20 protein-coding genes and 1 pseudogene are annotated in these 21,584 nt (G+C 69.1%); 16 read left to right on the top strand and 5 right to left on the bottom strand.

What is annotated here, in order from left to right; genetic code table 11:
- The first annotated feature begins 89 nt into the window (after positions 1 to 89).
- Together IPF36_RS23165 and IPF36_RS23170 are read left to right on the top strand one after the other, a co-directional pair.
- The gene (locus IPF36_RS23165; protein ID WP_135704372.1) at positions 90 to 1,340 is read left to right on the top strand and encodes an MFS transporter; all 1,251 of its coding nucleotides are present in this window, start codon (positions 90 to 92) and stop codon (positions 1,338 to 1,340) included.
- A gap of 292 nt (positions 1,341 to 1,632) precedes the next feature.
- Positions 1,633 to 2,196 (top strand): single-stranded DNA-binding protein, encoded by a 564-nt coding sequence (locus IPF36_RS23170; protein WP_195430523.1) that lies wholly within the window; start codon positions 1,633 to 1,635, stop codon positions 2,194 to 2,196.
- Positions 2,197 to 2,287: 91 nt separating this feature from the next.
- Here IPF36_RS23170 and arsB read toward each other — a convergent pair.
- Positions 2,288 to 3,148 (bottom strand): annotated as a pseudogene (arsB, locus tag IPF36_RS23175) (ACR3 family arsenite efflux transporter); the annotation flags it as partial.
- A 220-nt stretch (positions 3,149 to 3,368) separates the two neighbouring features.
- Here arsB and IPF36_RS23180 point away from each other — a divergent pair.
- Positions 3,369 to 6,278 carry a sensor histidine kinase KdpD gene (locus IPF36_RS23180; protein ID WP_195430525.1) on the top strand — a complete coding sequence of 970 codons (2,910 nt, stop codon included), beginning with the start codon at positions 3,369 to 3,371 and terminating at the stop codon, positions 6,276 to 6,278.
- Positions 6,279 to 6,974 (top strand): two-component system response regulator KdpE, encoded by a 696-nt coding sequence (gene kdpE / locus IPF36_RS23185; protein ID WP_133093656.1) that lies wholly within the window; start codon positions 6,279 to 6,281, stop codon positions 6,972 to 6,974.
- A gap of 44 nt (positions 6,975 to 7,018) precedes the next feature.
- On the opposite strand, the gene IPF36_RS23190 is transcribed toward kdpE, so the two are convergent.
- Positions 7,019 to 7,945, bottom strand: coding sequence for a LysR family transcriptional regulator (locus tag IPF36_RS23190; protein ID WP_133093657.1), 927 nt, complete (start codon positions 7,943 to 7,945; stop codon positions 7,019 to 7,021).
- Between the two features lie 102 nt (positions 7,946 to 8,047).
- Between IPF36_RS23190 and IPF36_RS23195 the strand changes: the two genes are divergently transcribed.
- From IPF36_RS23195 to IPF36_RS23210, 4 genes are all read left to right on the top strand, one after another.
- Positions 8,048 to 9,022, top strand: coding sequence for a tripartite tricarboxylate transporter substrate binding protein (locus IPF36_RS23195; RefSeq protein ID WP_195430528.1), 975 nt, complete (start codon positions 8,048 to 8,050; stop codon positions 9,020 to 9,022).
- A 50-nt stretch (positions 9,023 to 9,072) separates the two neighbouring features.
- Positions 9,073 to 10,491 carry a 3-isopropylmalate dehydratase large subunit gene (gene leuC / locus IPF36_RS23200; RefSeq protein ID WP_195430530.1) on the top strand — a complete coding sequence of 473 codons (1,419 nt, stop codon included), beginning with the start codon at positions 9,073 to 9,075 and terminating at the stop codon, positions 10,489 to 10,491.
- Positions 10,484 to 11,128, top strand: coding sequence for a 3-isopropylmalate dehydratase small subunit (gene leuD, locus IPF36_RS23205; RefSeq protein WP_135704380.1), 645 nt, complete (start codon positions 10,484 to 10,486; stop codon positions 11,126 to 11,128). Before leuC ends, leuD begins: the two co-directional genes overlap by 8 nt.
- 193 nt (positions 11,129 to 11,321) lie before the next feature.
- Positions 11,322 to 12,803, top strand: a complete 1,482-nt coding sequence (locus IPF36_RS23210) for an ATP-binding protein (protein WP_195430532.1) — start codon at positions 11,322 to 11,324, stop codon at positions 12,801 to 12,803.
- Positions 12,804 to 12,897: 94 nt separating this feature from the next.
- Here the strand turns inward: IPF36_RS23210 and IPF36_RS23215 are convergent, their stop codons facing one another.
- Positions 12,898 to 14,079, bottom strand: coding sequence for a diguanylate cyclase (locus tag IPF36_RS23215; RefSeq protein WP_135704384.1), 1,182 nt, complete (start codon positions 14,077 to 14,079; stop codon positions 12,898 to 12,900).
- 358 nt (positions 14,080 to 14,437) lie between these two features.
- Here IPF36_RS23215 and IPF36_RS23220 point away from each other — a divergent pair, with 358 nt between their 5' ends.
- Positions 14,438 to 14,785, top strand: coding sequence for an RcnB family protein (locus IPF36_RS23220; RefSeq protein WP_133093663.1), 348 nt, complete (start codon positions 14,438 to 14,440; stop codon positions 14,783 to 14,785).
- A gap of 101 nt (positions 14,786 to 14,886) precedes the next feature.
- On the opposite strand, the gene IPF36_RS23225 is transcribed toward IPF36_RS23220, so the two are convergent.
- Positions 14,887 to 15,135 carry a hypothetical protein gene (locus tag IPF36_RS23225; RefSeq protein WP_195430533.1) on the bottom strand — a complete coding sequence of 83 codons (249 nt, stop codon included), beginning with the start codon at positions 15,133 to 15,135 and terminating at the stop codon, positions 14,887 to 14,889.
- Positions 15,136 to 15,339: 204 nt separating this feature from the next.
- Between IPF36_RS23225 and IPF36_RS23230 the strand changes: the two genes are divergently transcribed.
- The 3 genes from IPF36_RS23230 (at position 15,340) to IPF36_RS23240 (ending at position 17,627) form a co-directional block, all read left to right on the top strand.
- Complete coding sequence (locus IPF36_RS23230; protein WP_133093664.1) at positions 15,340 to 15,834, top strand: two pore domain potassium channel family protein; 495 nt, start codon at positions 15,340 to 15,342, stop codon at positions 15,832 to 15,834.
- A 127-nt stretch (positions 15,835 to 15,961) separates the two neighbouring features.
- Positions 15,962 to 16,315 carry a hypothetical protein gene (locus tag IPF36_RS23235; protein ID WP_135704385.1) on the top strand — a complete coding sequence of 118 codons (354 nt, stop codon included), beginning with the start codon at positions 15,962 to 15,964 and terminating at the stop codon, positions 16,313 to 16,315.
- A gap of 331 nt (positions 16,316 to 16,646) precedes the next feature.
- Positions 16,647 to 17,627 carry a transporter substrate-binding domain-containing protein gene (locus IPF36_RS23240; RefSeq protein WP_243736815.1) on the top strand — a complete coding sequence of 327 codons (981 nt, stop codon included), beginning with the start codon at positions 16,647 to 16,649 and terminating at the stop codon, positions 17,625 to 17,627.
- 6 nt (positions 17,628 to 17,633) lie between these two features.
- Here the strand turns inward: IPF36_RS23240 and IPF36_RS23245 are convergent, their stop codons facing one another.
- Positions 17,634 to 18,566 carry a MurR/RpiR family transcriptional regulator gene (locus tag IPF36_RS23245; RefSeq protein WP_195430535.1) on the bottom strand — a complete coding sequence of 311 codons (933 nt, stop codon included), beginning with the start codon at positions 18,564 to 18,566 and terminating at the stop codon, positions 17,634 to 17,636.
- Between the two features lie 311 nt (positions 18,567 to 18,877).
- On the opposite strand from IPF36_RS23245, the gene IPF36_RS23250 reads away from it, so the two are divergent.
- The 4 genes from IPF36_RS23250 to IPF36_RS23265 are packed head-to-tail and all read left to right on the top strand — an operon-like array spanning position 18,878 to position 21,574.
- Positions 18,878 to 19,396 carry a type IV pilin protein gene (locus tag IPF36_RS23250; protein ID WP_135704387.1) on the top strand — a complete coding sequence of 173 codons (519 nt, stop codon included), beginning with the start codon at positions 18,878 to 18,880 and terminating at the stop codon, positions 19,394 to 19,396.
- 2 nt (positions 19,397 to 19,398) lie between these two features.
- On the top strand, positions 19,399 to 19,896 hold the full coding sequence (locus IPF36_RS23255; protein ID WP_135704388.1) for a GspH/FimT family pseudopilin: 498 nt from the start codon (positions 19,399 to 19,401) through the stop codon (positions 19,894 to 19,896).
- Positions 19,893 to 20,534, top strand: coding sequence for a type IV pilus modification protein PilV (locus IPF36_RS23260; RefSeq protein ID WP_135704390.1), 642 nt, complete (start codon positions 19,893 to 19,895; stop codon positions 20,532 to 20,534). Before IPF36_RS23255 ends, IPF36_RS23260 begins: the two co-directional genes overlap by 4 nt.
- Entirely contained in the window at positions 20,531 to 21,574 is a 1,044-nt protein-coding gene (locus tag IPF36_RS23265) for a PilW family protein (protein ID WP_195430537.1), read from the top strand. The genes IPF36_RS23260 and IPF36_RS23265 overlap by 4 nt, the downstream gene beginning before the upstream one ends.
- Positions 21,575 to 21,584 lie beyond the last annotated feature (10 nt).

Here is a 21,584-nt window from a genome sequence, read left to right on the forward strand (position 1 = left end):
CAGAGGCCATACCGGCCGACGCCGTCACAAAACGGCCACCCGGCCGGCCCCGCCAGCCGACCCGCTTTCCAGAGATCCTCACGATCGCAATGCCGCCGATCCAGTCTTCTTCCCCGGACGCGAGCCCTGCCGGCGCGTCCCAGGCCCCCGCCCGCGAACGCATGACGCGCACCGAGCTGCGCGCCAGCGTGTCGCTGGCCAGCATCTTCGCGCTGCGCATGCTGGGGCTGTTCCTGATCCTGCCTGTATTTGCCGAATACGCCCGCAACCTGCCCGACGGGCATGACGCCCAGCGCGTCGGCCTGGCCATGGGCATCTATGGCCTGATGCAGGCCTTCCTGCATATCCCGCTGGGCTGGCTGTCCGACCGCATCGGGCGCAAGCCGGTGATGGTGGCCGGGCTGCTGCTGTTTATCGCGGGCGGCCTGGTGGCGGCGTTCTCCGATACGCTGACGGGCATCATCGCCGGGCGCGCGCTGCAGGGCATGGGCGCAATCTCGGCGGCCATCACCGCCTGCATCGCCGACCTCACGCGCGAGCGCCATCGCACCAAGGCGATGGCGATGGTTGGCGGCAGCATCGGCCTGACCTTTGCGCTGTCGCTGGTGATCGCCTCGCCGCTGCTGCACAGCATCGGCATGCCGGGCATCTTCAGCCTGATGTCGGTGCTGGGGCTGGTGGCCATCGGCGTGACGCTGTTCCTGGTCCCGACGCCGCCCGCGCCGCACCCGGTGCGGCTGCCGTTCCGCAAAGTGCTGCTCAATGCCGACCTGGCGCGGCTGAACGTCGGCGTGCTGGCGCTCCATGCATCGCAGGTGGCCATGTTCATGGTGGTGCCGGCGATGCTGACCGATGCCGGCATGCCGCTCGACCAGCACTGGAAGGTCTACCTGCCGGTGGTGCTGGTGTCGTTCGTGCTGATGCTGGGTCCGATGATGGCGGCCGAGCGCTACGGCCGCGTGCGCCCGGTGCTGCTGGGCGCGGTGGCGCTGATGACCGCGGTGCAGCTGCTGTTCGCAGCGGTGCACGGCCTGTGGGCCATCGTCGGTGTGCTGCTGCTGTTCTTTGTCGCGTTCAACGTGCTGGAGGCTATGCAGCCCTCGCTGGTGTCGCGCTATGCCGCATCCGCGCGCGGCGCGGCGCTCGGCGTGTACAACACCACGCAGGCGCTGGGCCTGTTCCTGGGCGGCGCCGTCGGCGGCTGGCTGCTCAAGCACGAGGGCCGCAGCGCGGTGTTCGTCGGCTGCGCGGCCGTGCTGCTGCTCTGGCTTATAATCGCCTGGAGCATGAAGGCACCTCCGGCCCGCGGGCAGGAAGCCGCACCTGCGCCGGCTGCATGAAGTTGCCTTGGCATCGCATCAATCCGTAACGCTTTCCGGGCCGAAAATGGCCTAGCATGATCGCGCCACCCGACACCGGCCGGGCGGCGCGATGTTCGTTTACGTTGCTTTAGTTGCTGCATGTCGCTGCGCCTTGGCGGCGCCGCAGTGACGGCGCAGTGCCGAACCCGGCAACCGGCCACGCTAGCCGTCGGCGCAGTATCGGATCACACTTGCAGTCAGCTTCACCCTTGTCGCCTTATCGTATTGCCACGCTTTTCAACACAGCGCGTGGCTTTTGGAGAACATTCACATGGCCTCGGTCAACAAAGTCATTCTCGTCGGCAATCTCGGCGCCGACCCCGAAACCCGCTACATGCCCAGCGGCGACGCGGTCACCAACCTTCGCCTGGCGACCACCGATCGCTACAAGGACAAGCAGTCCGGCGAGATGAAGGAAGCCACCGAGTGGCACCGCGTTTCGATGTTCGGCAAGCTGGCCGAAATCGCTGGCCAGTACCTGCGCAAGGGCTCGTCGGTCTATATCGAAGGCCGCATCCGCACCCGCAAGTGGCAGGACCAGTCCGGCCAGGACAAGTACTCGACCGAAATCGTTGCCGACCAGATGCAGATGCTGGGCTCGCGCCAGGGTGGCGGCGGCGGTGGCGATGAAGGCGGCTACGGCGGCGGCGGCGGTGGTGGCGGTGGTGGCGGCGGCTACAGCCGTGAATCGCAGGGCGGCGGCGGTGGCTACGGCGGCGGCCGTGGCGGCCAGGGCGGCGGCCAGGGCGGCGGCCAAGGTGGTGGCGGCGCTCGTCGCCCGCAGCAGGCACCGTCGAATGGTTTCGAGGATATGGACGACGATATTCCGTTCTGACCTTGTCTAACCAAAATCTGTAAAGATCAACCCCGCCTCTGCGCGGGGTTTTTTTATGTCCGTAGCTGACTGATGGTGCGCCAGTGGAGACTCAGTGCGATTCGTACCAGCGCCGCGAACGGTTGACCACGCCCACGACGAACAGCATGACGGGCACCTCGATCAGCACGCCGACCACGGTGGCCAGTGCCGCGCCGGATTGAAAGCCGAACAGGCTGATGGCCGTGGCCTCGGCCAGTTCGAAGAAATTGCTTGCCCCGATGAGCGCCGATGGTCCCGCCACGCAATGGGCAACGCCGAGCTTGCGGTTCAGCAGATAAGCCAGGCCGGAGTTCAGCAGCACCTGGATCAGGATCGGTACCGCAAGCAGCAGGATGATCAGGGGTTGCTCGACGATCGCGTTGCCCTGGAAGCCGAACAGCAGCACAAGCGTGGCAAGCAGCGCCGTGATGGAGCCGGGGCCCAGCGCATCCACCACGCGGCGGTACGCCGCTTCACCTCTGGCCAGCAGCGCCTTGCGGATGATCTGCGCGAACAGCACCGGAATGACGATGTAGAGTGCCACCGACATGATGAGCGTGTCCCACGGGACGGTGATCGAGGACAGTCCCAACAGCAGTCCGACGATCGGCGCGAAGGCTACCACCATGATGGCGTCGTTCACCGCCACCTGCGACAGCGTGAAATAGGGATCGCCCTTGCACAACTGCGACCAGACGAAGACCATCGCGGTACACGGCGCCGCGGCCAGCAGGATAAGTCCCGCCACGTAGCTGTCGGTCTGGTCGGCCGGCAGCCATGCGGAAAACAGCTGGCGCACGAAGATCCATCCGAGCAAGGCCATCGAGAACGGCTTGACCAGCCAGTTGACGAACAGCGTGACGCCGATGCCGCGCCAGTGGCCGGCGACCTGTCCCATGGCGCCGAAGTCGATCCGGATCAGCATCGGGACGTGCGCGCTGCGATTTTTATAGGATTTTTATGCCGGTCCGCCTTCTTTCTACCCGGTTTTTACGGACACGCCGGTAGGCTTGCCCGGACCCATTCAAGGATGTCAGCCGTGACCGGGATCTTCCAGATCGTATCGATCCCTTTTGCCGCGCAGCGCCAGCCATGCGCCGTGGCGGCGCGTCGGGCAGGCGGTTCTGCTAGCATGGGGCGCGAACTTTCCCATGCCTGATACCGAACTCCGCGCCGCCGGCACACGCCCCGATCCCGATGCCCTGCTCAGGCAGGTGCAGGCCGAAACGGCTCGGGCTGCGCGCGGCAAGCTTAGGGTCTACTTCGGCGCATCGGCGGGCGTCGGCAAGACCTTTGCCATGCTTACCGCCGCGCGCGCGGCGGCGGCGCAGGGCGTCGACGTCGTCAGCGGCGTGGTCGAGACCCACGGCCGCGCGGAAACCGAAGCGCTGGTCGGCGGCATCGAGCGCCTGCCGATGAAGGCGGTGCCGTACCGCGAGCGCGTGCTCAGCGAATTCGACCTGGACGCGGCGCTGGCCCGCCATCCTGCGCTGGTGCTGGTCGACGAACTGGCGCACTCCAATGCGCCGGGCAGCCGCCATCCGAAGCGCTGGCAGGACATCCAGGAGCTGCAGGCGGCCGGCATCGATGTGTGGACCACGGTCAACGTGCAGCACCTGGAGAGCCTTAACGAGGCCGTCGGCGGCATCACCGGCATCCGCGTGTGGGAGACCGTGCCCGACACGGTCTTCGACGGCGCCGACGAGGTCGTGCTGGTCGACCTGCCGGCCGACGAACTGCTGCGCCGGCTGAAAGAGGGCAAGGTCTACCTGCCCGAGCAGGCGCGGCACGCGGCGCGCAACTTCTTCCGCAAGGGCAACCTGATCGCGCTGCGCGAACTGGCGCTGCGCCGCACCGCGGACCGCATCGACGACGATGTGCGCGCCTGGCGCCAGTCCGAAGCCGTGCAGGCGGTCTGGCGCACGCGCGAGGCGGTGCTCGCCTGCATCGGCAGCGGCGATGATGCCGAGCAGGTGGTGCGCAGCGCGCGCCGGCTCGCCGGGCAGCTCGATTGCGACTGGCACGTGGTCACGGTGGCGACGCCCCGGCTTGCGCCGCTATCCGATACCGCCAGGCTGCGCCTGCAGGCCGCGATGCGCCTTGCCGAGGAGCTTGGCGCACGGACCGAGACGCTGGCCGGCAACGACATGGTGCAGGCGATTGCGGGCTACGTGCGGCGCCACAACCTGACCAAGGTCGTGCTCGGCCGCGCGCCGGCGGACTGGCGCCGCGGCGGCTCGCTGGTGGAGCGCGCGCGTGCGCTGCTCGGGCTGGCACTGTCGCCGTTCTTCAGCGGACCGGGCTGGCTGCCCGGCCGCCGCGCCAGCTTTGCCGATGCGCTGGCGCGCGGCTGCCCCGAGATCGATATCATCCGCGTGGCCGCCGACATGACGCGCGCGGATTTGCGTCCGCGCCATGCCGCCGACGACACGGAAACCACGGCAAGCCCTGACGGCGCCAGGCGCAAGGACTACGCCTGGGCCGTGGCCTGGTGCGCGGGCGCGACGCTGCTGTCGGCGCTGGCGCTGCCATGGTTCGACGTGGTCAACATCGTCATGCTGTTCCTGGTGGCGGTGGTCGGCGTGGCGCTGCGCCACGGCCGCGGGCCGGCGGCGCTGGCGTCGGTGCTGGCGGTGGCGTCGTTCGATTTCTTCTTCGTGCCGCCACGGCTGTCGTTCGCCGTCTCCGACGTGCAGTACCTGCTGACCTTCCTGGTGCTGCTGTCGGTCGGGCTGGTGATCGGCCAGCTTACCGCCGGGCTGCGCGAGCAGGCGCGGCTGGCGGTGCAGCGCGAAGAGGACGCGCGCACGCTGTACGAGCTGGCGCGCGAGCTGTCGGCGGCATTGCAGTCCGAGCAGATCGTCGCGATCGGCAGCCGCTTCCTGCGCGCCGCCTTCGATGCCAGTTCGGCCTTCTTCCTGGTCTCGGCGGACGGGCGGCTGCTGCCACCGGTGTCGGATGACGGCCCGGCGCGCGGCATGGGAAACAGCGCCGGCCACAGCGCGGGACACAGCGACTCGATCGACCGCGTGCTCGCCGAATGGGTCTTCCACCATGGCCAGCCCGCGGGCACCGGCACCGGCACGCTGCCGGGCAGCACCGTGCTGTACCTGCCGCTGAAGGCGCCGATGCGCACCCGCGGCGTGCTCGCCGTGGAGCCCGCGGTGCCGCATGCGTTCGCGCAGCCGGCGCTACGACGCCAGGCTGATGTGTTCTGCACGCTGATCGCGATCGCGATAGAACGGCTGCATTACGTCGAGGTGGCACAGCAGGCGCTGTTGTCGATGGAGTCGGAACGCCTGCGCAGTTCGCTGCTGGCCGCGGTCTCGCATGACCTGCGCACGCCGCTGACCAGCCTGATCGGCATGGCAGAAACCATGCAGCGCGGCACGCCGCCGCTGGCCCCGCCGCTGGAGGAGACTGTCGCCGCGATGCTGGAGCAGGCGCGCCGCATGCGGACCATGGTGGTCAACCTGCTCGACATGGCCAGGTTGCAAAGCCGCGACGTCCACATCCGGCGCGAATGGCAATCGGTGGAGGAACTGGTGGGCGCGAGCCTGGCCGCGATGCGCGAGGCGCTGGCGCGCCACCGCGTTGTCGTCGCCAGCCTGTCGCAGGTGCCGCTGGTGGAGTGCGACGCCGTGCTGGTCGACCGCGTGCTGTGCAACCTGCTGGAGAATGCCGCCAAGTACACGCCGCCAGGCACCGAAATCCGGTTGTCGGCCATGGCTGCGGGCGACGAGGTCCGGGTAGTGGTCGAGGACGACGGTCCGGGCGTGCCCCGCGGCAGGGAGCGGCAGATCTTCGAGAAATTCACGCGCGGCGAACGCGAGTCCGCGACCGCCGGCGTCGGGCTGGGCCTGGCCGTATGCGAGGCCATCATGCAGGCGCATGGCGGCCGCATCTGGGTGGAGCCGGCGCAGCGGCAGGGTCAGTCGCGCCCTGGCGATGGCACCGGCGCGCGCTTCACGATCGCATTGCCGCGCGGCAACCCGCCGGCGATCGAGCCCGAGCCGGCCGAACTGCCCGAGCCGTCGCCAACCAGGCAAGGAGAGGCATAGATGCCGTTCGATTTTTCGCCCACGATCCTGCTCGTCGAGGACGAACCGCATATCCGCCGCTTCGTGCGCCTGACGCTGGAGGCCGAGGGCTGCACGGTGCACGAGGCCGAGTCGCTCAAGCGCGGACTGATCGAGGCCGGCACGCGGCAGCCCGACCTGGTCATCCTCGACCTTGGCCTGCCGGACGGCGACGGGCTCAAGCTGATCGGCGAGGTGCGCACCTGGACCGCCGTGCCGATCCTGGTGCTGTCCGCGCGCAGCGGCGAAGCCGACAAGGTCGGCGCGCTGGATGCGGGGGCCGACGACTACCTGACCAAGCCCTTCGGCGTGGCCGAGCTGGTGGCGCGGCTGCGGGTGCTGCTGCGCCGGCATGCCCGCGCCAGCGCGCAGGGTTCCAGCCAGGTCACGTTCGGCGACGTCCAGGTCGACCTTGCCAACCGACTGGTCACGCGCGCCGGGCAGGCGGTGCACCTGACGCCGATCGAGTACCGGCTGCTGGCCGTGCTGATCGCGCATCGCGGCAAGGTCATGACGCACCGCGAGCTGCTGCGCGAGGTATGGGGGCCCGCGCAATCGGAAAGCAGCCAGTACCTGCGCGTCTACATGGGGCACCTGCGGCACAAGCTCGAAGCGGACCCGGCGCAGCCGGCCCACCTGCTGACCGAAGTGGGGCTGGGCTACCGGTTTGCCGGCTAAGGCGGTTCTCTCAGCCGGTCATCCCGCCACCGCGCGCTACCACGCTACCACGCGCTGTCCGCGCCGCCCGGCCCGCGGGCGCGGTGGCCGGCAAACCGCTCCAGCATGAAATCCACCAGCGCCCGCACCTTGTCGGGCCGGTGGTTGCGCGCCGGGAATACCAGGTAGATGTCCGCCGGCGCCAGCTGCCACTGCGGCAGCACGCGGCGCAGTGCGCCGCTGCGCAGGTGCTCGGCCACGTCCCATTCGGAGCGCACCAGCAGCCCTTGCCCGTCGAGCGCCCACGCCAGCGCCGATTCGCCGTCGTTGGTGCTCATGGTGCCGCGCACCTTGACCGTCTCCTGCTGCGCGCCGTTGCGCAGGTGCCAGGTGCCGAAGGTCTCGTCGGCCTCGCGGATAAAGATGCAGTTGTGCCGTGCCAGCTCGCGTGGATTCGCCGGCTCGCCGGCGGCCTGAAGGTAGGACGGCGCCGCGCACAGCAGGCGCCGGTTGTTGGCTAGCAGCCGCGCGGTGAGCCGCACGTCGGGCAGCTCGCCGAAATGGATCAGCGCGTCCAGGCCCTGTTCGACCAGGTTGAGCGGCCGGTCGCTCAGGTGCAGCTGGACCTCGATCCTGGGAAACGCGCGCGCGAATGCCGACAGCGCCGGCGCGATATGGCGGCGGCCGAAACCCAGCGTCGCCCCGATCTTCAGCAGGCCGTGCGGCGTGCTGCTGCTGCCGGCGATGGCGCGCTCCAGCGCCTCCATTTCCGCCAGGATGCGCGCCCCTTCGACCAGGTAGCTTTCGCCCTCCGGCGTCAGGCCGATGCGCCGCGTGGTCCGGTGCAGCAGCCGCACGCCCAGCCGCGCTTCCAGCGCGGCCAGCCGCTTGCTGACCGCGGGCGGCGTCACGCCCAGTTCCTGCGCCGCGGCGGCGAGGCTGCCGTGCTTGTTGATGCACTGGAAGAAGGCGAGATCGGAGAAGTTATCCATTGCTGAATTGCAGGAACTAAAGAAGTAACGGAGTCTGAATTATGTTTCTCCGGGGCAATGATACGATCGTTTCCACAACAATTCATCCCACAGGAGACGCCCGTGAAACTTGTCCACCTGACCGCCTTGCTGGCCTGTGCCGCGGTTTTCGCCGCCACCGCCGGCACTGCCGCTGCCCAGTCCTACCCCCAGCGCCCGGTCCGCCTGATCGTGCCGTATGCGCCCGGCGGCAGCGCCGACATCGCCGCGCGCCTGGTCGCCGATGCCTGGGCCAGGAGCCTCGGCGGCACCATCGTGGTGGAGAACCGTGCCGGCGCCGGCGGCAACATCGGCGTCGACGCGGTCGCCAAGGCGCCCGCCGATGGCTACACCGTCGGCCTGCAGACGGTGTCGCTGGCCATCAACCCCGGCCTGTTCCCGCGCATGCCGTATGACACGCTGAAGGACCTCGCGCCGATCGGCATGGTCGCCAGCTCGCAGCACGTGCTGGTGGTCAACAACAACATCCCGGCCAAGACGCTGCCGGAGCTGATCGCCGCGGCCAAGGCCCAGCCGGGCAAGCTGACCTACGGCTCGGCCGGCAATGGCAGCACCTTCCATATGTCGGCGGAGCTGTTCAAGTCGGTGGCCAACGTGTCGATCGTGCACGTGCCGTATCGCGGCGGCGGCCCGGCGCTGGTCGACACCATTGCCGGCCAGGTCGACATGAGCTTTCCGGTGGTGTCCGCGGCCCAGCAGCATGTGCAGGGCGGCAAGCTCAAGGCGCTGGCCGTGACCGGTTCGAAGCGCTCGGGCCAGCTGCCGAACGTGCCGGCCGCGGCGGAGGCCGGCTTGCCCGGCTACAACTTCGAGACCTGGTTCATGGTGTTCGCGCCCACTGGCACGCCCAAGCCGGTCATCGACAAGCTGAACACCGCGCTGAATGCCGCGCTCGCGACGCCGGCCACACGCGACCGGATGCTCAAGGAAGGCTTCGAGCCGACGCCGGGCACGCCCGCGGCCGCCCGGCAGCGGCTGGAGCAAGAAATGCCCGTGTGGGCCGACCTGATCAAGCAGCGCGGTATCACCGCGGAATGACCGCGGAATGACCGCGGAATGACCGTCAAACCGTTACCAAGGCTTGTGCCATGACACCCCGCACCCTGTACCAGAAGCTGGTCGACTCCCATACCGTCGCCAGGATCGACGACGACAACGTGCTGTTGTATTGCGACCTGCACCTGATGAACGAATACACCAGCCCGCAGGCCTTCGCCGGCCTGCACGAGCAGGGGCGTGGCGTGCTGGTGCCGGGGCAGAACGTGGCGGTGGTCAGCCATATCATCCCCACGCACCCCGGCGCGATCCGCGTGATCGCCGATCCGGCGTCGGCGCTGCAGGCCACCAACCTGCACGCCAACTGCGAGCGGCACGCGATCCCGCTGTTCGACACCAACGACGCGCTGCAGGGCATCGAGCACGTGGTGGCGCCCGAGCACGGCATGATCCGCCCGGGCATGGTGGTGATCTGCGGCGACAGCCACACCACCACCTACGGTGCGCTCGGCGCGCTGGGCTTCGGCATCGGCACGTCCGAGGTCGAGCACGTGCTGGCCACGCAGACGCTGGTCTACCGGATGGCAAAAACCATGCGCATCCGCGTGGACGGCAAGCTGCCGGTCGGGACCACCGCCAAAGACCTGATCCTGCGCATCATCGGGGCGATCGGCGCACAGGGTGCGCGCGGCCACGTGGTGGAATACTGCGGCTCGGCCATCCGCGAGCTGAGCATCGAAGCCCGCTTCACGCTGTGCAACATGACGGTCGAGGCCGCCGCGCGCGGCGCGCTGATCGCGCCGGACGAGGCCGCCATCGACTACGTGCTGCGCCGCGCCCCTGACATCGACGGCGCCCGGCGCGAGGCCGCGCTGGAGCACTGGCAGACGCTTCACAGCGATGCCGGCGCGCGGTTCGACATGGAATACATGTTCGACGCCAGCCAGGTCGAGCCGCACGTGACCTGGGGCACCAGCCCCGACCAGGTGCTGCCGGTGTCGGGCCAGGTCCCGTTCCCGGAAGACCAGATCGACGAAGCGGAGCAGCGCTCGGTCCAGCGCGCGCTGGCCTATACGCACCTGCAGCCGGGCGCGACGCTGGCTGGCACGCCGATCCAGCACGTCTTCATCGGCTCATGCACCAACGGCCGCATCGAAGACCTGCGCGCGGTCGCCAGCGTGGTGCGCGGCAAGACCGTCGCCGCGGGCGTGCGTGCGATGGTCGTGCCGGGATCGGGCGCGGTGAAGGCACAGGCCGAGCGCGAAGGGCTGGCCGACATCCTCATCGCGGCGGGATTCGAATGGCGCCAGCCCGGCTGCTCGATGTGCCTGGCCATGAACGACGATGTGCTCGCCGACGGCGTGCGCTGCGCCTCCACCACCAACCGCAATTTCGAAGGCCGGCAGGGGCGGGGTGCCATCACCCACCTGATGAGCCCGGTAATGGCGGCCGCGGCCGCCATTACCGGCGCGATCACCGACGTCCGCAAGCTGGAGCTGTCCCATGCCTGAACTTTCCTGCCTCGCCGGCAAAGCCGCCGCGATCCGTTTCGAGAACCTCGACACCGACCAGATCATTCCCAAGCAGTTCCTGCGCGGCATCGACAAGTCGGGCCTGGCCGATGGCATTCTCTATGACCACCGGTTCGACGCCACCGGCGCGCGGCGCCCGGAATTCGTGCTGAACCGGCCCGAGTACGCCGGCACCAGCATCCTGGCCGGCGGCGCCAACTTCGGCTGCGGCTCCAGCCGCGAGCATGCCGTATGGGGCCTGCAGCAGTTCGGCATCCGCGCGGTGATCGCACCCAGCTTCGGCGAGATCTTCTACTCGAACGCGATGAACAACCGGCTGCTGCTGGTGATGCTGCCGCGCGAGGTGATCGAGCGGCTGATGGACGCGGTCGATGCCGACAGCGCCAATGAGATCCGCATCGACGTCGAAGCGATGCAGGTGCGCACGCCGGTCGGCGACTTCCCGTTCGAGCTGTCGGCGCGGCATCGCCGCATGTTCCTGGAGGGGCTCGACATGATCGGCCTGTCGCTGAAGCAGCGCGACGAGATCGAACAGTTTGCGCGCCGCTACTGGGATGCGTTCCCGTGGATGAAGGATGTGGCCCGGCGCACCCGCGACCGGCTGGGCACGACCTGAGCCTTCCGCTGCCGCGCCGCCTTGCTGGCGCGCAGTTGCATTTAGCCGTCGATGCCCAGCCGCAAAGGCTGGAGGAGTTCGACATCGACATCGACAGCGCTCGATGCGAATTCCATGCATCCGCGGCCGCGCGTGGCTATGCTTGGCATATCTCCGCCACCTTCGGGCAGGCATGCAGCCCCGGACAAATGCCATGACGACGAACGACGACAGCGCTGGCCCGGCGCCGGCCGAGGCGGCCCGGACCGCCGGCGCGCGCCTGCTGGCCGCGATGAGCCACGAGATCCGCACGCCGCTGTACGGCATGCTCGGCACGCTGGAACTGCTGTCGATGAGCGAGCTGGACGCAGGGCAGCGCCAGCAGGTGGCGACCATTACCGAGTCGTCGCGGGTGTTGCTGCAGATGCTCGACGACCTGCTCGACTTCTCGCGCATCGAAGCCGGCCAGATCAGGCTGGACGCGGTGCCGTTCGATCCGGTGGCGCTGGCCGAAACCGTGGCGCGCGCGCAGGAGCCGCTGGCCATGCACAAGGGCGTGGCCCTGGACTGCGACCTGCAGCCGGGCCTGCCGTGGCTGCTGGGCGATCCGCTGCGCGTGCGGCAGGTACTGGCCAACCTGTTGCGCAATGCAATCAAGTTCACCGCGCAAGGGCGCGTCACGCTGCGCATGTGGCAGGAACCGCAGCCCTCCGCGGACCAGGTCACGCTGATGCTGGAAGTGGCCGACACCGGCCCCGGCATCGATGGCGCGCTGCTGCCGCACCTGTTCGAGCCCTTCACGCAGGGCGATGCCACGCGCGCGGCCGAACCCGGCGGCGCCGGGCTCGGGCTGACCGTCTGCAGGAAACTGGCCCGGCTGATGGGCGGCGACATCACCGCCGACAGCTCGCCGGGCCAGGGCAGCCGCTTTACCGTTGCGCTGCAGCTGCCCGTCACCGCCTCACGGCCGGCGCCCGCCGCCGCCGGTGCCGATGCGGCGCCAGCGATGCCGGCGCTGCCGCAGCTCGGGCTGCGCGTGCTGGTCGTGGAGGATCATCCGCACAACCGGCTATTGCTGCGTGGCCAGCTGGAGCGGCTCGGCTGCGCGGTGCAACTGGCGAGCGACGGCGCGCAGGGGCTGGCGGCGTGCACGGCAGGGGCCTTCGACGTCGTGCTGACCGATGTGCAGATGCCGGTCATGGATGGCTACGCGCTCAGCCGCCGGCTGCGCGCGGCGGGCAACCCGGTGCGCATCGTCGCGCTGACCGCCAACGCCGGCGCTGGCGAAGCCGGTCGCTGCCACGACGCCGGCATGGACCGCTGCCTCGTCAAGCCGGTGTTGCTGCAGGAGCTGGCGGCGTGCCTGCAGGAGCTGATGCCGGGGCGCGCTCAGGCGTCGCCGCGCATTAGCGGCGACGCCGATGCCGCGCTGCTGGCGCGGAGCGTGCAGGCCGATTTCGATGCCTTGCTTGCCGCTGCCGCCAGCGGCGACCTGGGCGCGGTACAGGCGCGAGCGCATCGCATGCGCGGTGCGCTCGCGCAGATCGATGCCGCGCGCGACGCGGCGGAGCTGTGCCGCGAACTGGAGGCCGGCGCCGCGTGGGCAGTGCAGGCGACGCAGGACCGCATCGGCGAACTCGGCCTGATCCTGGATGCCTGCCTGCCCGGCTACCGCCATTCACGCTTGTCGTCATGACCGGACCGGATCGCGGACGACCTCCCGGTCATCGTCATCGGGATCCTGCGCGGGATCCTGCGTGCGCTCGCGGTGATCTACCTGTAGCCCCGCCTCACGCAAGGGCGCCGGGCGCCTGCAAGGCTTCGTCCCGCTCCCACGCGACGCAGTTGCGGCCGCGGTTCTTGGCCGCGTAGAGCACGTGGTCGGCGCGCATCAGCAGCGTATCCAGGTCTTCGCCGGGCCGCAGCGTCGCCACGCCGAAGCTGGCGGTCACGCGGTGCACGCCGGGCAGCACTGTCATCGGCGTGTGTTCGAGCGTATGGCGCAGGCGCTCGGCCAGTTGCAGCGCGGCGTCGGGCGCGGTATCGGGCAGCAGCACGACGAACTCTTCGCCGCCCAGCCGCGCCGCGATATCGCGCCGGCGGATGCCGCCGGCAATGATCTGGCCGAACTGCGCCAGCACCGCGTCGCCGGCGCTGTGGCCGTAGTTGTCGTTGATGAACTTGAAGAAGTCGAGGTCGCACACCAGCAGGCTGAGCGGCTGCCCCGGCGGCGGCGGGATCTGCTGCATGGCGAGCGCGGCCAGGCCGCGGCGGGTATGCAGCAGCGTCAGCGGGTCGGTGTCGCGCTCGTGCCGCAGGCCGACGATGATGTCCTGCACCGCCGCGGCCAGCAACGCCAGGGCCAGTGCCATCAGCAGCAGCGCCAGCGTGGCCTGCAGCCACAGCCAGTAGGCAGATTGGATAAAGGCCACCGGATCGTGCGATGCGGCCGGCACCACGGTCAGCACGGTGCGCGGCAGGAAGTGCAGCGCGAACAGCAGGTAGAACCAGAACAGCACGCGGTCCGCCAGCCGCCCGCTGCGCAGCCGCGCCAGTGCCGGCATGCCCAGCAGCAGGATCATGGCGATGCCGACGTTCAGGATGTAGATGCGCGCCACCAGCCGCGGCTGCACCAGGTCGAACCACGCGATCGCGCCGAGCAGCGCGAGCGGCAATGCCACCTGCGCGCAGGTATCGAGCCGCGCACCGACGCGCGCCAGCATGCCGCGCAGCAGCAGCACGCCGCTGCCCAGGTACAGCAGGCCGGTCACCGTGGCCTGCCCGCCGCCGGGGTGCGGCGGCCAGACGATCTGCAGGGTGATGGCGATCGCGTACATGCAATACGCGGCAGCCGGCAGCAGCAGGTAGTGCCGGCTGCGCTCATAGCGCCAGGCCAGCACGAGGCACAGCGAGAATGCGATGGCGATGGCGGGATTGACCAGTGCCAGGAATCGACCAGCGTCTTGCAACACGAGAGTCCCCCGTTCTTGTCGTTCTCTGGCAGGGGTGGTTGCAAGCTCCGGCGAGGGTGCGCATGCGTCGCGGCATCGCGCGGCCGAAGGGCATGGCCAGGGAACATTATGGAGGGCATGGGCGCCCGGGCAGGCGCGGCGCTTGCCGCGGCCTGCTGAGTGTTTCCGTCAGGCCTCATTCTAGCCACCACCATGGCCCGCGGCGCATGGCGCCCGCCGCGGCCGGGCAAACAATTGTGAACACCGCGGACGTGGCTGCCGGGCCACGGTTGCCACGGTTTCCCGCTTTTGTGACTAATCTGGTAGAAGCTGTCCGGATCCTCCGGCAGTTCGGTTTTCCGTACGCAAGGAGATCACGATGAATACCAAGAAAGCGATGCCGGCCCTGTTGCTGGCGGCAAGCGTGCTGGCGGCGCCGTTTGCCATGGCGCAGGGTGGTGGCAAGACTTCTACCCGGCCGATGACGGAACCCGCGGCGTCTGCGCCGCCGCCAGCTCCGCAAAGCTCGCCGTATGTGCAGGTGCAGCAATGGAAGAAGGGCGACCGCCTGCCGACCGAGTTCAGGGACCGCCAATATGTGATCGACGACTACAAGCAATACAACCTGCCGGCGCCGCGCAAGGGCACGCGCTGGGTGGGGGTTGGCGCCGAGTATTACCTGGTGGCGCCCAATGGCGTGATCCAGCAGGTCGGGTCGGGCTCCTGACCGGACTGGGCCAGGGCCCTCGCCCTGGGCCATGCAGCAATGAGAAAGCCGCCGCGCGGGATTGCCCGGCGGCTCTTTTTTTTCTAGTGCGGCGCCCCGCTTCAGATGCCAAGTATCTTCTTGGCCTCGAGCAGCGACTTCATCGCTTCGTCATGCTTGCCGGCCTTGTGATAGGCCGCGCCGTCGGCACGCAGCTTGGCCACCTTGGCGGTATCTTCCGGCGACAGCGCCGGCTTGGTCGAGAGCTTGGCGTCGATCGCCTTCATCTCGTTGGGGCAGTTGTGGGCGAGTGCCAGGCCGCTGGCGCCGCACAGCACCAGCGCCGCCAGGATCGGGATGGATTTACGCATGTCGGCCTCCGCTTGCATTGGGATTGTGGGATTTCCAGCATAGTGCATGGCCCGCATGGCCACGAATCCTGTGGCTTGCCGGGTTCTGCATGACATCTTGCGGCGTTCCGCGGCTGTTTTCCCGCGAGCCTTCCGATGTTATGTTGGAGGGCGTCTTTTTTGCCCGCCATAAGCCGGACGCCCCAGCCACTCGACCGGTTGCGCATGGAAAACTCTGCCGAGAATTTTTTGCTGGCCCTGCTGTGCGCCGCGGTGCTGACCGTGGCCGTGGTGGGGATCCACTACGAGGCGCTGCGCGTGCTGTCGTCGCTGCATCCGCGGCGCTGGAGCGGGCGCGTCAACATTGGCGTGCTGATCGTCTGCATCATCCTCGTCCACTGCCTGGAGGCGATGGTGTTCGCGTTCGGCTTCTGGTTTGCCGACAATGTGCTCGGCCTCGGCTGGCTGGCCGGATCGACCGCGCCCGGCATGCCCACCCGCCACGGCGAGCCCTCACTGCTGGTCTATGCCTACTTTGCGCTGGAGACCTTCACCACGCAGAGCCTGGGCGACCTCTACCCGGTCGGCGCGACCCGGCTGATCGCGACCATCGAGCCGCTGGTGGGCCTGATCCTGATCGGCTGGTCCGCGTCTTTCACCTACGTGGTGATGCGGCGCGACTGGCAACTCGACGACGAGGGCGGGCACCGCGGGCGCTAGCGCAACGGCTGCCGCGGCCGGCAACAAATGCCGGAAGTGCCGCAGATGCCGCTAGTGCCAGACAGGGCGCGAACGTTTAAGCTGGCGGCTTCTGCCAATCAACGAGCCATACATCCGAGGAGCCACCATGCCGAGCCGCCAGCGCCCCCTGATCCGCCTAGCCGCACTTGCCACCCTTGTCGTGGCCTGCAGCGCCCAGGCGCAGAAGCAGGACGTCCAGGGCGCCGCCGCCGCTGCCATCAACGAGGCAGTCCAGCAGGGCACCACGCCCTACCGCCCCGACCCGGCCGCGACGCCGGCCAGCATCGAGTCGGCGGAATGCCGTGAGCTCGCCGCCCAGATCGCCACCGCGCCCAAGCGCGAGTACCGCACCACCGACTCGACCATCGAGACCGCGCAAGGGCGGCAGGTGCCCGAGCTGGAACGCGAGCGCCCGCGCAAGTCGCTGCAGCAGGCGTACCAGGAGAAGTGCACCCGGTAAGCCGGTTCCACGGCGGACGGCCGCGCCAGGCGCGGCGTCCGCCCCACGTCGCCACCCACCTCCCGGCGCGGTCCCGCGCCCGACTCCCTGCCTCCTTGCTCGTTCCCATGCTGCGCCGGCTGCACAAGCGTCGGGCGTCGATGCCCCACGTTTGCGCCCATCCGCCCGCGGCGCCAACGGTCGTTTCACCGTGCCGGTGAAAAATACATATGTTTCATGGTTATCCATGATGGAACAGTTGTTGCTGATTGCCTAGCATTGGCGATGCGATGGCGCGTCGCTGACCGCTACCCCGACAACCAAGCTATTCACGCATCCAAGGAGAGCCTGTATGAAAGCAGCAGAAGTCACGCGTCCGTGCGGCGGTTCACCGACCCCGCGCCGGTCCGCGGTTGCATCGGCCGCAGCGGCGGCGCTGGTGCTCTGCAGCGGCCCGGCCGGCACGGCGCATGCCGCCGGTGTCGCCGCCGGTGTCGCCAATTCCGCCGCCAGCCCGACCCTCGGCAAGATCAAGTCGTCAGGCACGATCTCCATCGGCCATCGCACCTCGTCGATTCCGTTCTCGTACTACGACGCCAACCAGAAGGTCATCGGCTTCTCGCAGGACATCTGCGACCGGGTGATCGATGCGGTGAAGCGCGAGACCGGCCTGCCGGCGCTGCAGGTGCGCATGGTGCCGGTGACTTCGCAGAACCGGATCTCGCTGGTGCAGAACGGCACCGTCGACCTGGAATGCGGCGTCACCACCAACCTGAAGTCGCGCCAGCAGCAGGTGGCGTTCTCGACCACGTTCTTCGTCGCCGGCACGCGGCTGCTGGTGAAGAAAGGCAGCCCGGTGCGCGACTTCGGCGACCTCTCGGGCAAGGCGGTGGTGACCAATGCCGGCACCACCTCGGAGCGCATCCTGCGCCGGCTCAACGACGAGAAGCAGGCCAACATCACCATCCAGAGCGCCAAGGACTATGGCGAGTCGTTCCTGATCCTGCAGTCAGGGCGCGTGGCCGCGTTCATGATGGACGACGTGCTGCTGTCGGGAGCGCGCACGCTGGCGCCCAACCCCGCCGACTGGACCGTGGTGGGCACGCCGCAGTCGTTCGAGGCCTATGCGTTCATGCTGCGCAAGGACGATCCCGGCTTCAAGCAGGTGGTCGACGGCGCCATCGGCGGGCTGATCCGCAGCGGCGAGATCAACAAGCTCTACAGCAAGTGGTTTGCCGCGCCGGTGCCGCCCAAGCAGGTCAATTTCGAGCTGCAGATGAGCGAGCCTTTGAAGAAGGCCTACGCCAGCCCCAGCGACGAGGCCTTCGAATAATCGTCGTCAGCCGCGGCCGGCGGGCACGTAGGCCCCGGCGCGGTGCAGCTCGCCCTCGGCCTGCTCGAGCGCGCGGATCGCGCCCTTGCCCTTGCGCGCCAGCAACTGCTCGACCAGCGCCTCGACCATGGCCACGCCGGCCGTGATCGAGGGGAAGAACGACGGGCTCTCGACCGAGAACAGCAGCGTGCAGTCCGCCGCCAGCGCGATCGGCGCCACGGTGCTGTCGGTCAGCGCGATCACCTTGCAGCCGCACTCGCGCGCGGCCGCCGCCACGCGGATGCTTTCCTGCGAATACGGGGCGAAGCTGGCCACCACCACGGCGTCCTTGGGCGCCAGGCCGCGCAGCTCCATTTCCAGCGTGCCGGCATCGGCGCGGATCAGCTGCACCGAGCTGCGGAACAGCCGGTAGACATAGTGGAAGGTGAACGCGATCGGGAAGCACGAGCGGAAGCCCGCCACGTGCACGTTCTGCGCTTGCGACAACAGTTCCGCCGCCTGCTGCAGCGTCTTGTCGTTGTTGGCGGCGATCAGGTCGAGGTTATGGTGCTGCGCGTCGAGCATCTCGCCCAGCATGCGGCTGGCGCTGCTTTCGCGCACCACCTTGCGCGCGCGGCGCGCATAGGGCTGGCTACCGCCGCGCAGCGCATCGACAAAGAGTTCGCGCAGGCCCTGCCAGCCCTCGAAGCCGAGGTGCTGCGACAGCCGCACCAGCGTGGCGGGCTGCACGCCGGCGCTGGCGGCGATCTTGCGCATCGACAGCACCGGCACGTCCTGCGGGTGGTCGAGCAGGTAGCGCGCGCCGCTCTGGAACTGCGTGCTCAGGCTCGGGAAGCTGGCGCGCAGCAACGCCAGCAGCGCGTCGAGGTCGTGGGGCGGCGCCGGCGTGGGACTGGCCTGGGAAGGCTGCGGCGGATGGGTGGGGCTGTCGGACGGCATGGGCACTCCGGGTTCGTGGTTGTAACGATTGTTGCACAGCCGCGCACCGGAGCGCCGGGCGGCGGCGCTTGCAGACGACGCGCTGCCACGTCGCCACGCCGTCACATCGTTACTTCGAAAGCCGGTTAACGTCCGGACACCGCCAAAGCTGTACCCGGGGTTTTTGGCAAGCCCCCCGATTGTCGGATTGCCGCAACGCTGGCGCACTGTCATCAGAATTTCCTTACCCACTTGAATGGCGGTGACTTACACTCCGCGCCATAACCTCCGGAAATCGGTCAACCGGAACATAATTGGTACGGAGCGCGAGCATGGGACATAGAAGCCCTGCAGTGCGACACGGCGGCATGGTCACGCCGCCGTTTCGGGTCAAGGGTCAAATCGGGGCAGGAACAGACGCGGCGGGCGCCATGCCGGGCCGCGGCGCGCGCGCGCGCGGCTTCACGCTGGTCGAGCTGATGATCGCCGTCGCGATCATCGCCATCCTGGCCGCCGTCGCCATCCCCAACTACAGCCGCCATGTGGTGCGATCGCACCGCGCCGCGATCGAGTCGTTCATGCTCGAAGTCTCCGGCGCGCAGGAGCGGTTTCTCGTCGACAACCGCGCCTATGCCGCCAATCTCGGCGCGCTAGGCATGTCGGTGCCGTCCGCGCAGAGCACGCGCTACGACGTCACCGTGACTCCCAATGCCGCGCTGCCGCCGGGCTACAGCATCGTGGCCACGCCCAAGGGCAGCCAGCTGAGCGCCGATACCGGCTGCGGCACGCTGACGCTGACCAGCGCCGGCGCCAGGTCGGCGTCCGGTGGCGGCACCGATTGCTGGAACTGACCATGGCAGCCACCTACCGGCTTCGCCTGTGCCGCCCGCAGCCGCGGGCGCTGCGCGGCTTCACCCTGGTCGAACTGATGTGCACGCTGGCCGTGCTGGCGATCCTCGCGTTCGCCGCCGCGCCGTCGTTTGCGTCGCTGATGGCGGGGCAGCGCGTGCGCAGCGCCTCGCTCGACCTGAGCTCGGCGCTGCTGCTGGCGCGCAGCGAGGCGGTCAAGCGCAACGCCACCGTGACGCTGGCGCCCACCGGTGCGGCCTGGACCGCGGGCTGGGCCGTCAGCGCCGGCGCGGAGACAGTGCGCACCTTCGGGCCCTACGCCAGCCTCACCATCACCCCCAGCGCCGCCGGGGCGTTGTCGGTCGGCAACGACGGCCGGCTTGCCGGCGCGGCAATGCGCTTCGAGATCGCTCCCGCCAATGACACGACGGTCGCGCTGCGCGTGTGCGTGCAGGTCAGCGAGACCGGCCGCGTTGCCTCTGAAACGGGAGCCTGCACATGACCCGCATCCTTCCCCACGCCGGCCGCCGCCACGGGCAACGGCCGGCGCGCCTGCCGCGACGCACCGCGCAGCGTGGCCTGCTGCTGATCGAAGTGCTGGTGGCGGTGGTGATCCTGCTCGCCGCGCTGCTGGGCACGGCGGGACTGGTGGCGCGCTCGGGCCAGAACGAGATGGAGTCCTACCAGCGCGTGCAGGCGCTCGCGCTGCTGCAGGACATGGCCGCCCGCATCAATGCCAACCGCCAGGTGGCGCAGTGCTATGCCAATGGCGCCAACGGCGTGCGGCTGGGCACCGGCACAGCCGCGCCGGCGGCCTGCACGCTGGGAACGGCCGCGCAGAACGCCACCGCCAACGGCGACCTGCAGGCATGGAACACCGCGCTGCTGGGCAGCGCCGAGATGACGGCCGCGGCCAGCGGCGTGGCGGCGCAGCCGGTCGGCGCCATGATCGGCGCGCGCGGCTGCATCGACACCGTCGACGCGGCCGCCAACGTCTACCGCATCACCGTCGCCTGGCAAGGCCTGGCCGCCACCGGCGCCCCCGCGCTCGGCTGCGGCCAGAACCAGTACGGCAACGAAGCCTACCGTCGCGCGGTCAGCACGCAGATCCGCATTGGCTCGCTGGGGACCGTGTCATGAAGCGCCTGCCTCCGCGTATCGCACAAGGCCGCCGGCGCCAGCGCGGCGTGTCGCTGGTGGAGCTGATGATCGGCATCACCATCGGCCTGCTGATGCTGACTGCGCTGGCCAGTCTCTATTACGCCAACAGCTTGTCGCGCACCGAGTTCGTCAAGTCGGCCGAGCAGGTGGAGAACGGCCGCTATGCGCTGGAGCAGATCCGGCGCGAGGTGGAACTGGCGGGGTTCTACGGGGCAGGCAGCATTGCGCGGGGCGCCACGGTGGCCGGTCCCGCGCTGTGCGCGACAGACCCGGCAGCGCTCGGCTTCGCGGCAGGAGGCACCGTCCCACTGCCTCTGGCAGGCTATGCGGCCGGCGTGGTTGCGCCCTGCCTGGCCGACCTTGCCGCCACTTCCGAGGTGCTGGTGGTGCGGCGCGTGTCGACCACGCCGGTCGCGGCCCCGACGCCGGGCGTGCCTTACCTGCAGGTATCGGCCTGCCCGAACGACACCACTGCCTTTGTCTTCGATGCCAGCGCGGCGGCCGCTTTCCCGTTGCGCACCAAGGCTTGCGATGCGGCGGTACCGGCAGTGCTGCGCGAAGCGGTGGTGCGCGCGTTCTATCTCGCGCCGTGCGACCGCTGCACCAACGGCGGCGACGGCATCCCCACGCTGAAGATGGCCGAGCTGGTCAACGGCGCGTTCCAGACGCGTTCGCTGGCGCAGGGCATCCAGGACATGCATGTGGCCTACGGCATGGACCTGGACAGCAACGGCTCCGCCGACTGCTACGTGGACGATCCCGGCGCCAACAATGCCGCCGCCTGCCCAATCGTGCCGGGCTACGACTGGACCAATGCGCTAACCAACTGGAGCAACGTGACCACCGTGCGCGTAAACCTGCTGGCGCGCACGCTGCGCACCTCTGGCGGCACGGTAGACACGCGCACCTACGACCTGGGGCGCGCCGCCGCCAGCGGTCCGTTCAATGACGGCTACAAGCGCCACGTCTACGCCCAGGTGGCGCGGCTGGTCAACGTGGCCGGACTGCGCGAGCAATGATGCGATACCG

This window comes from Cupriavidus sp. IK-TO18 (assembly GCF_015549295.1).
Classification (GTDB): domain Bacteria; phylum Pseudomonadota; class Gammaproteobacteria; order Burkholderiales; family Burkholderiaceae; genus Cupriavidus; species Cupriavidus oxalaticus_A.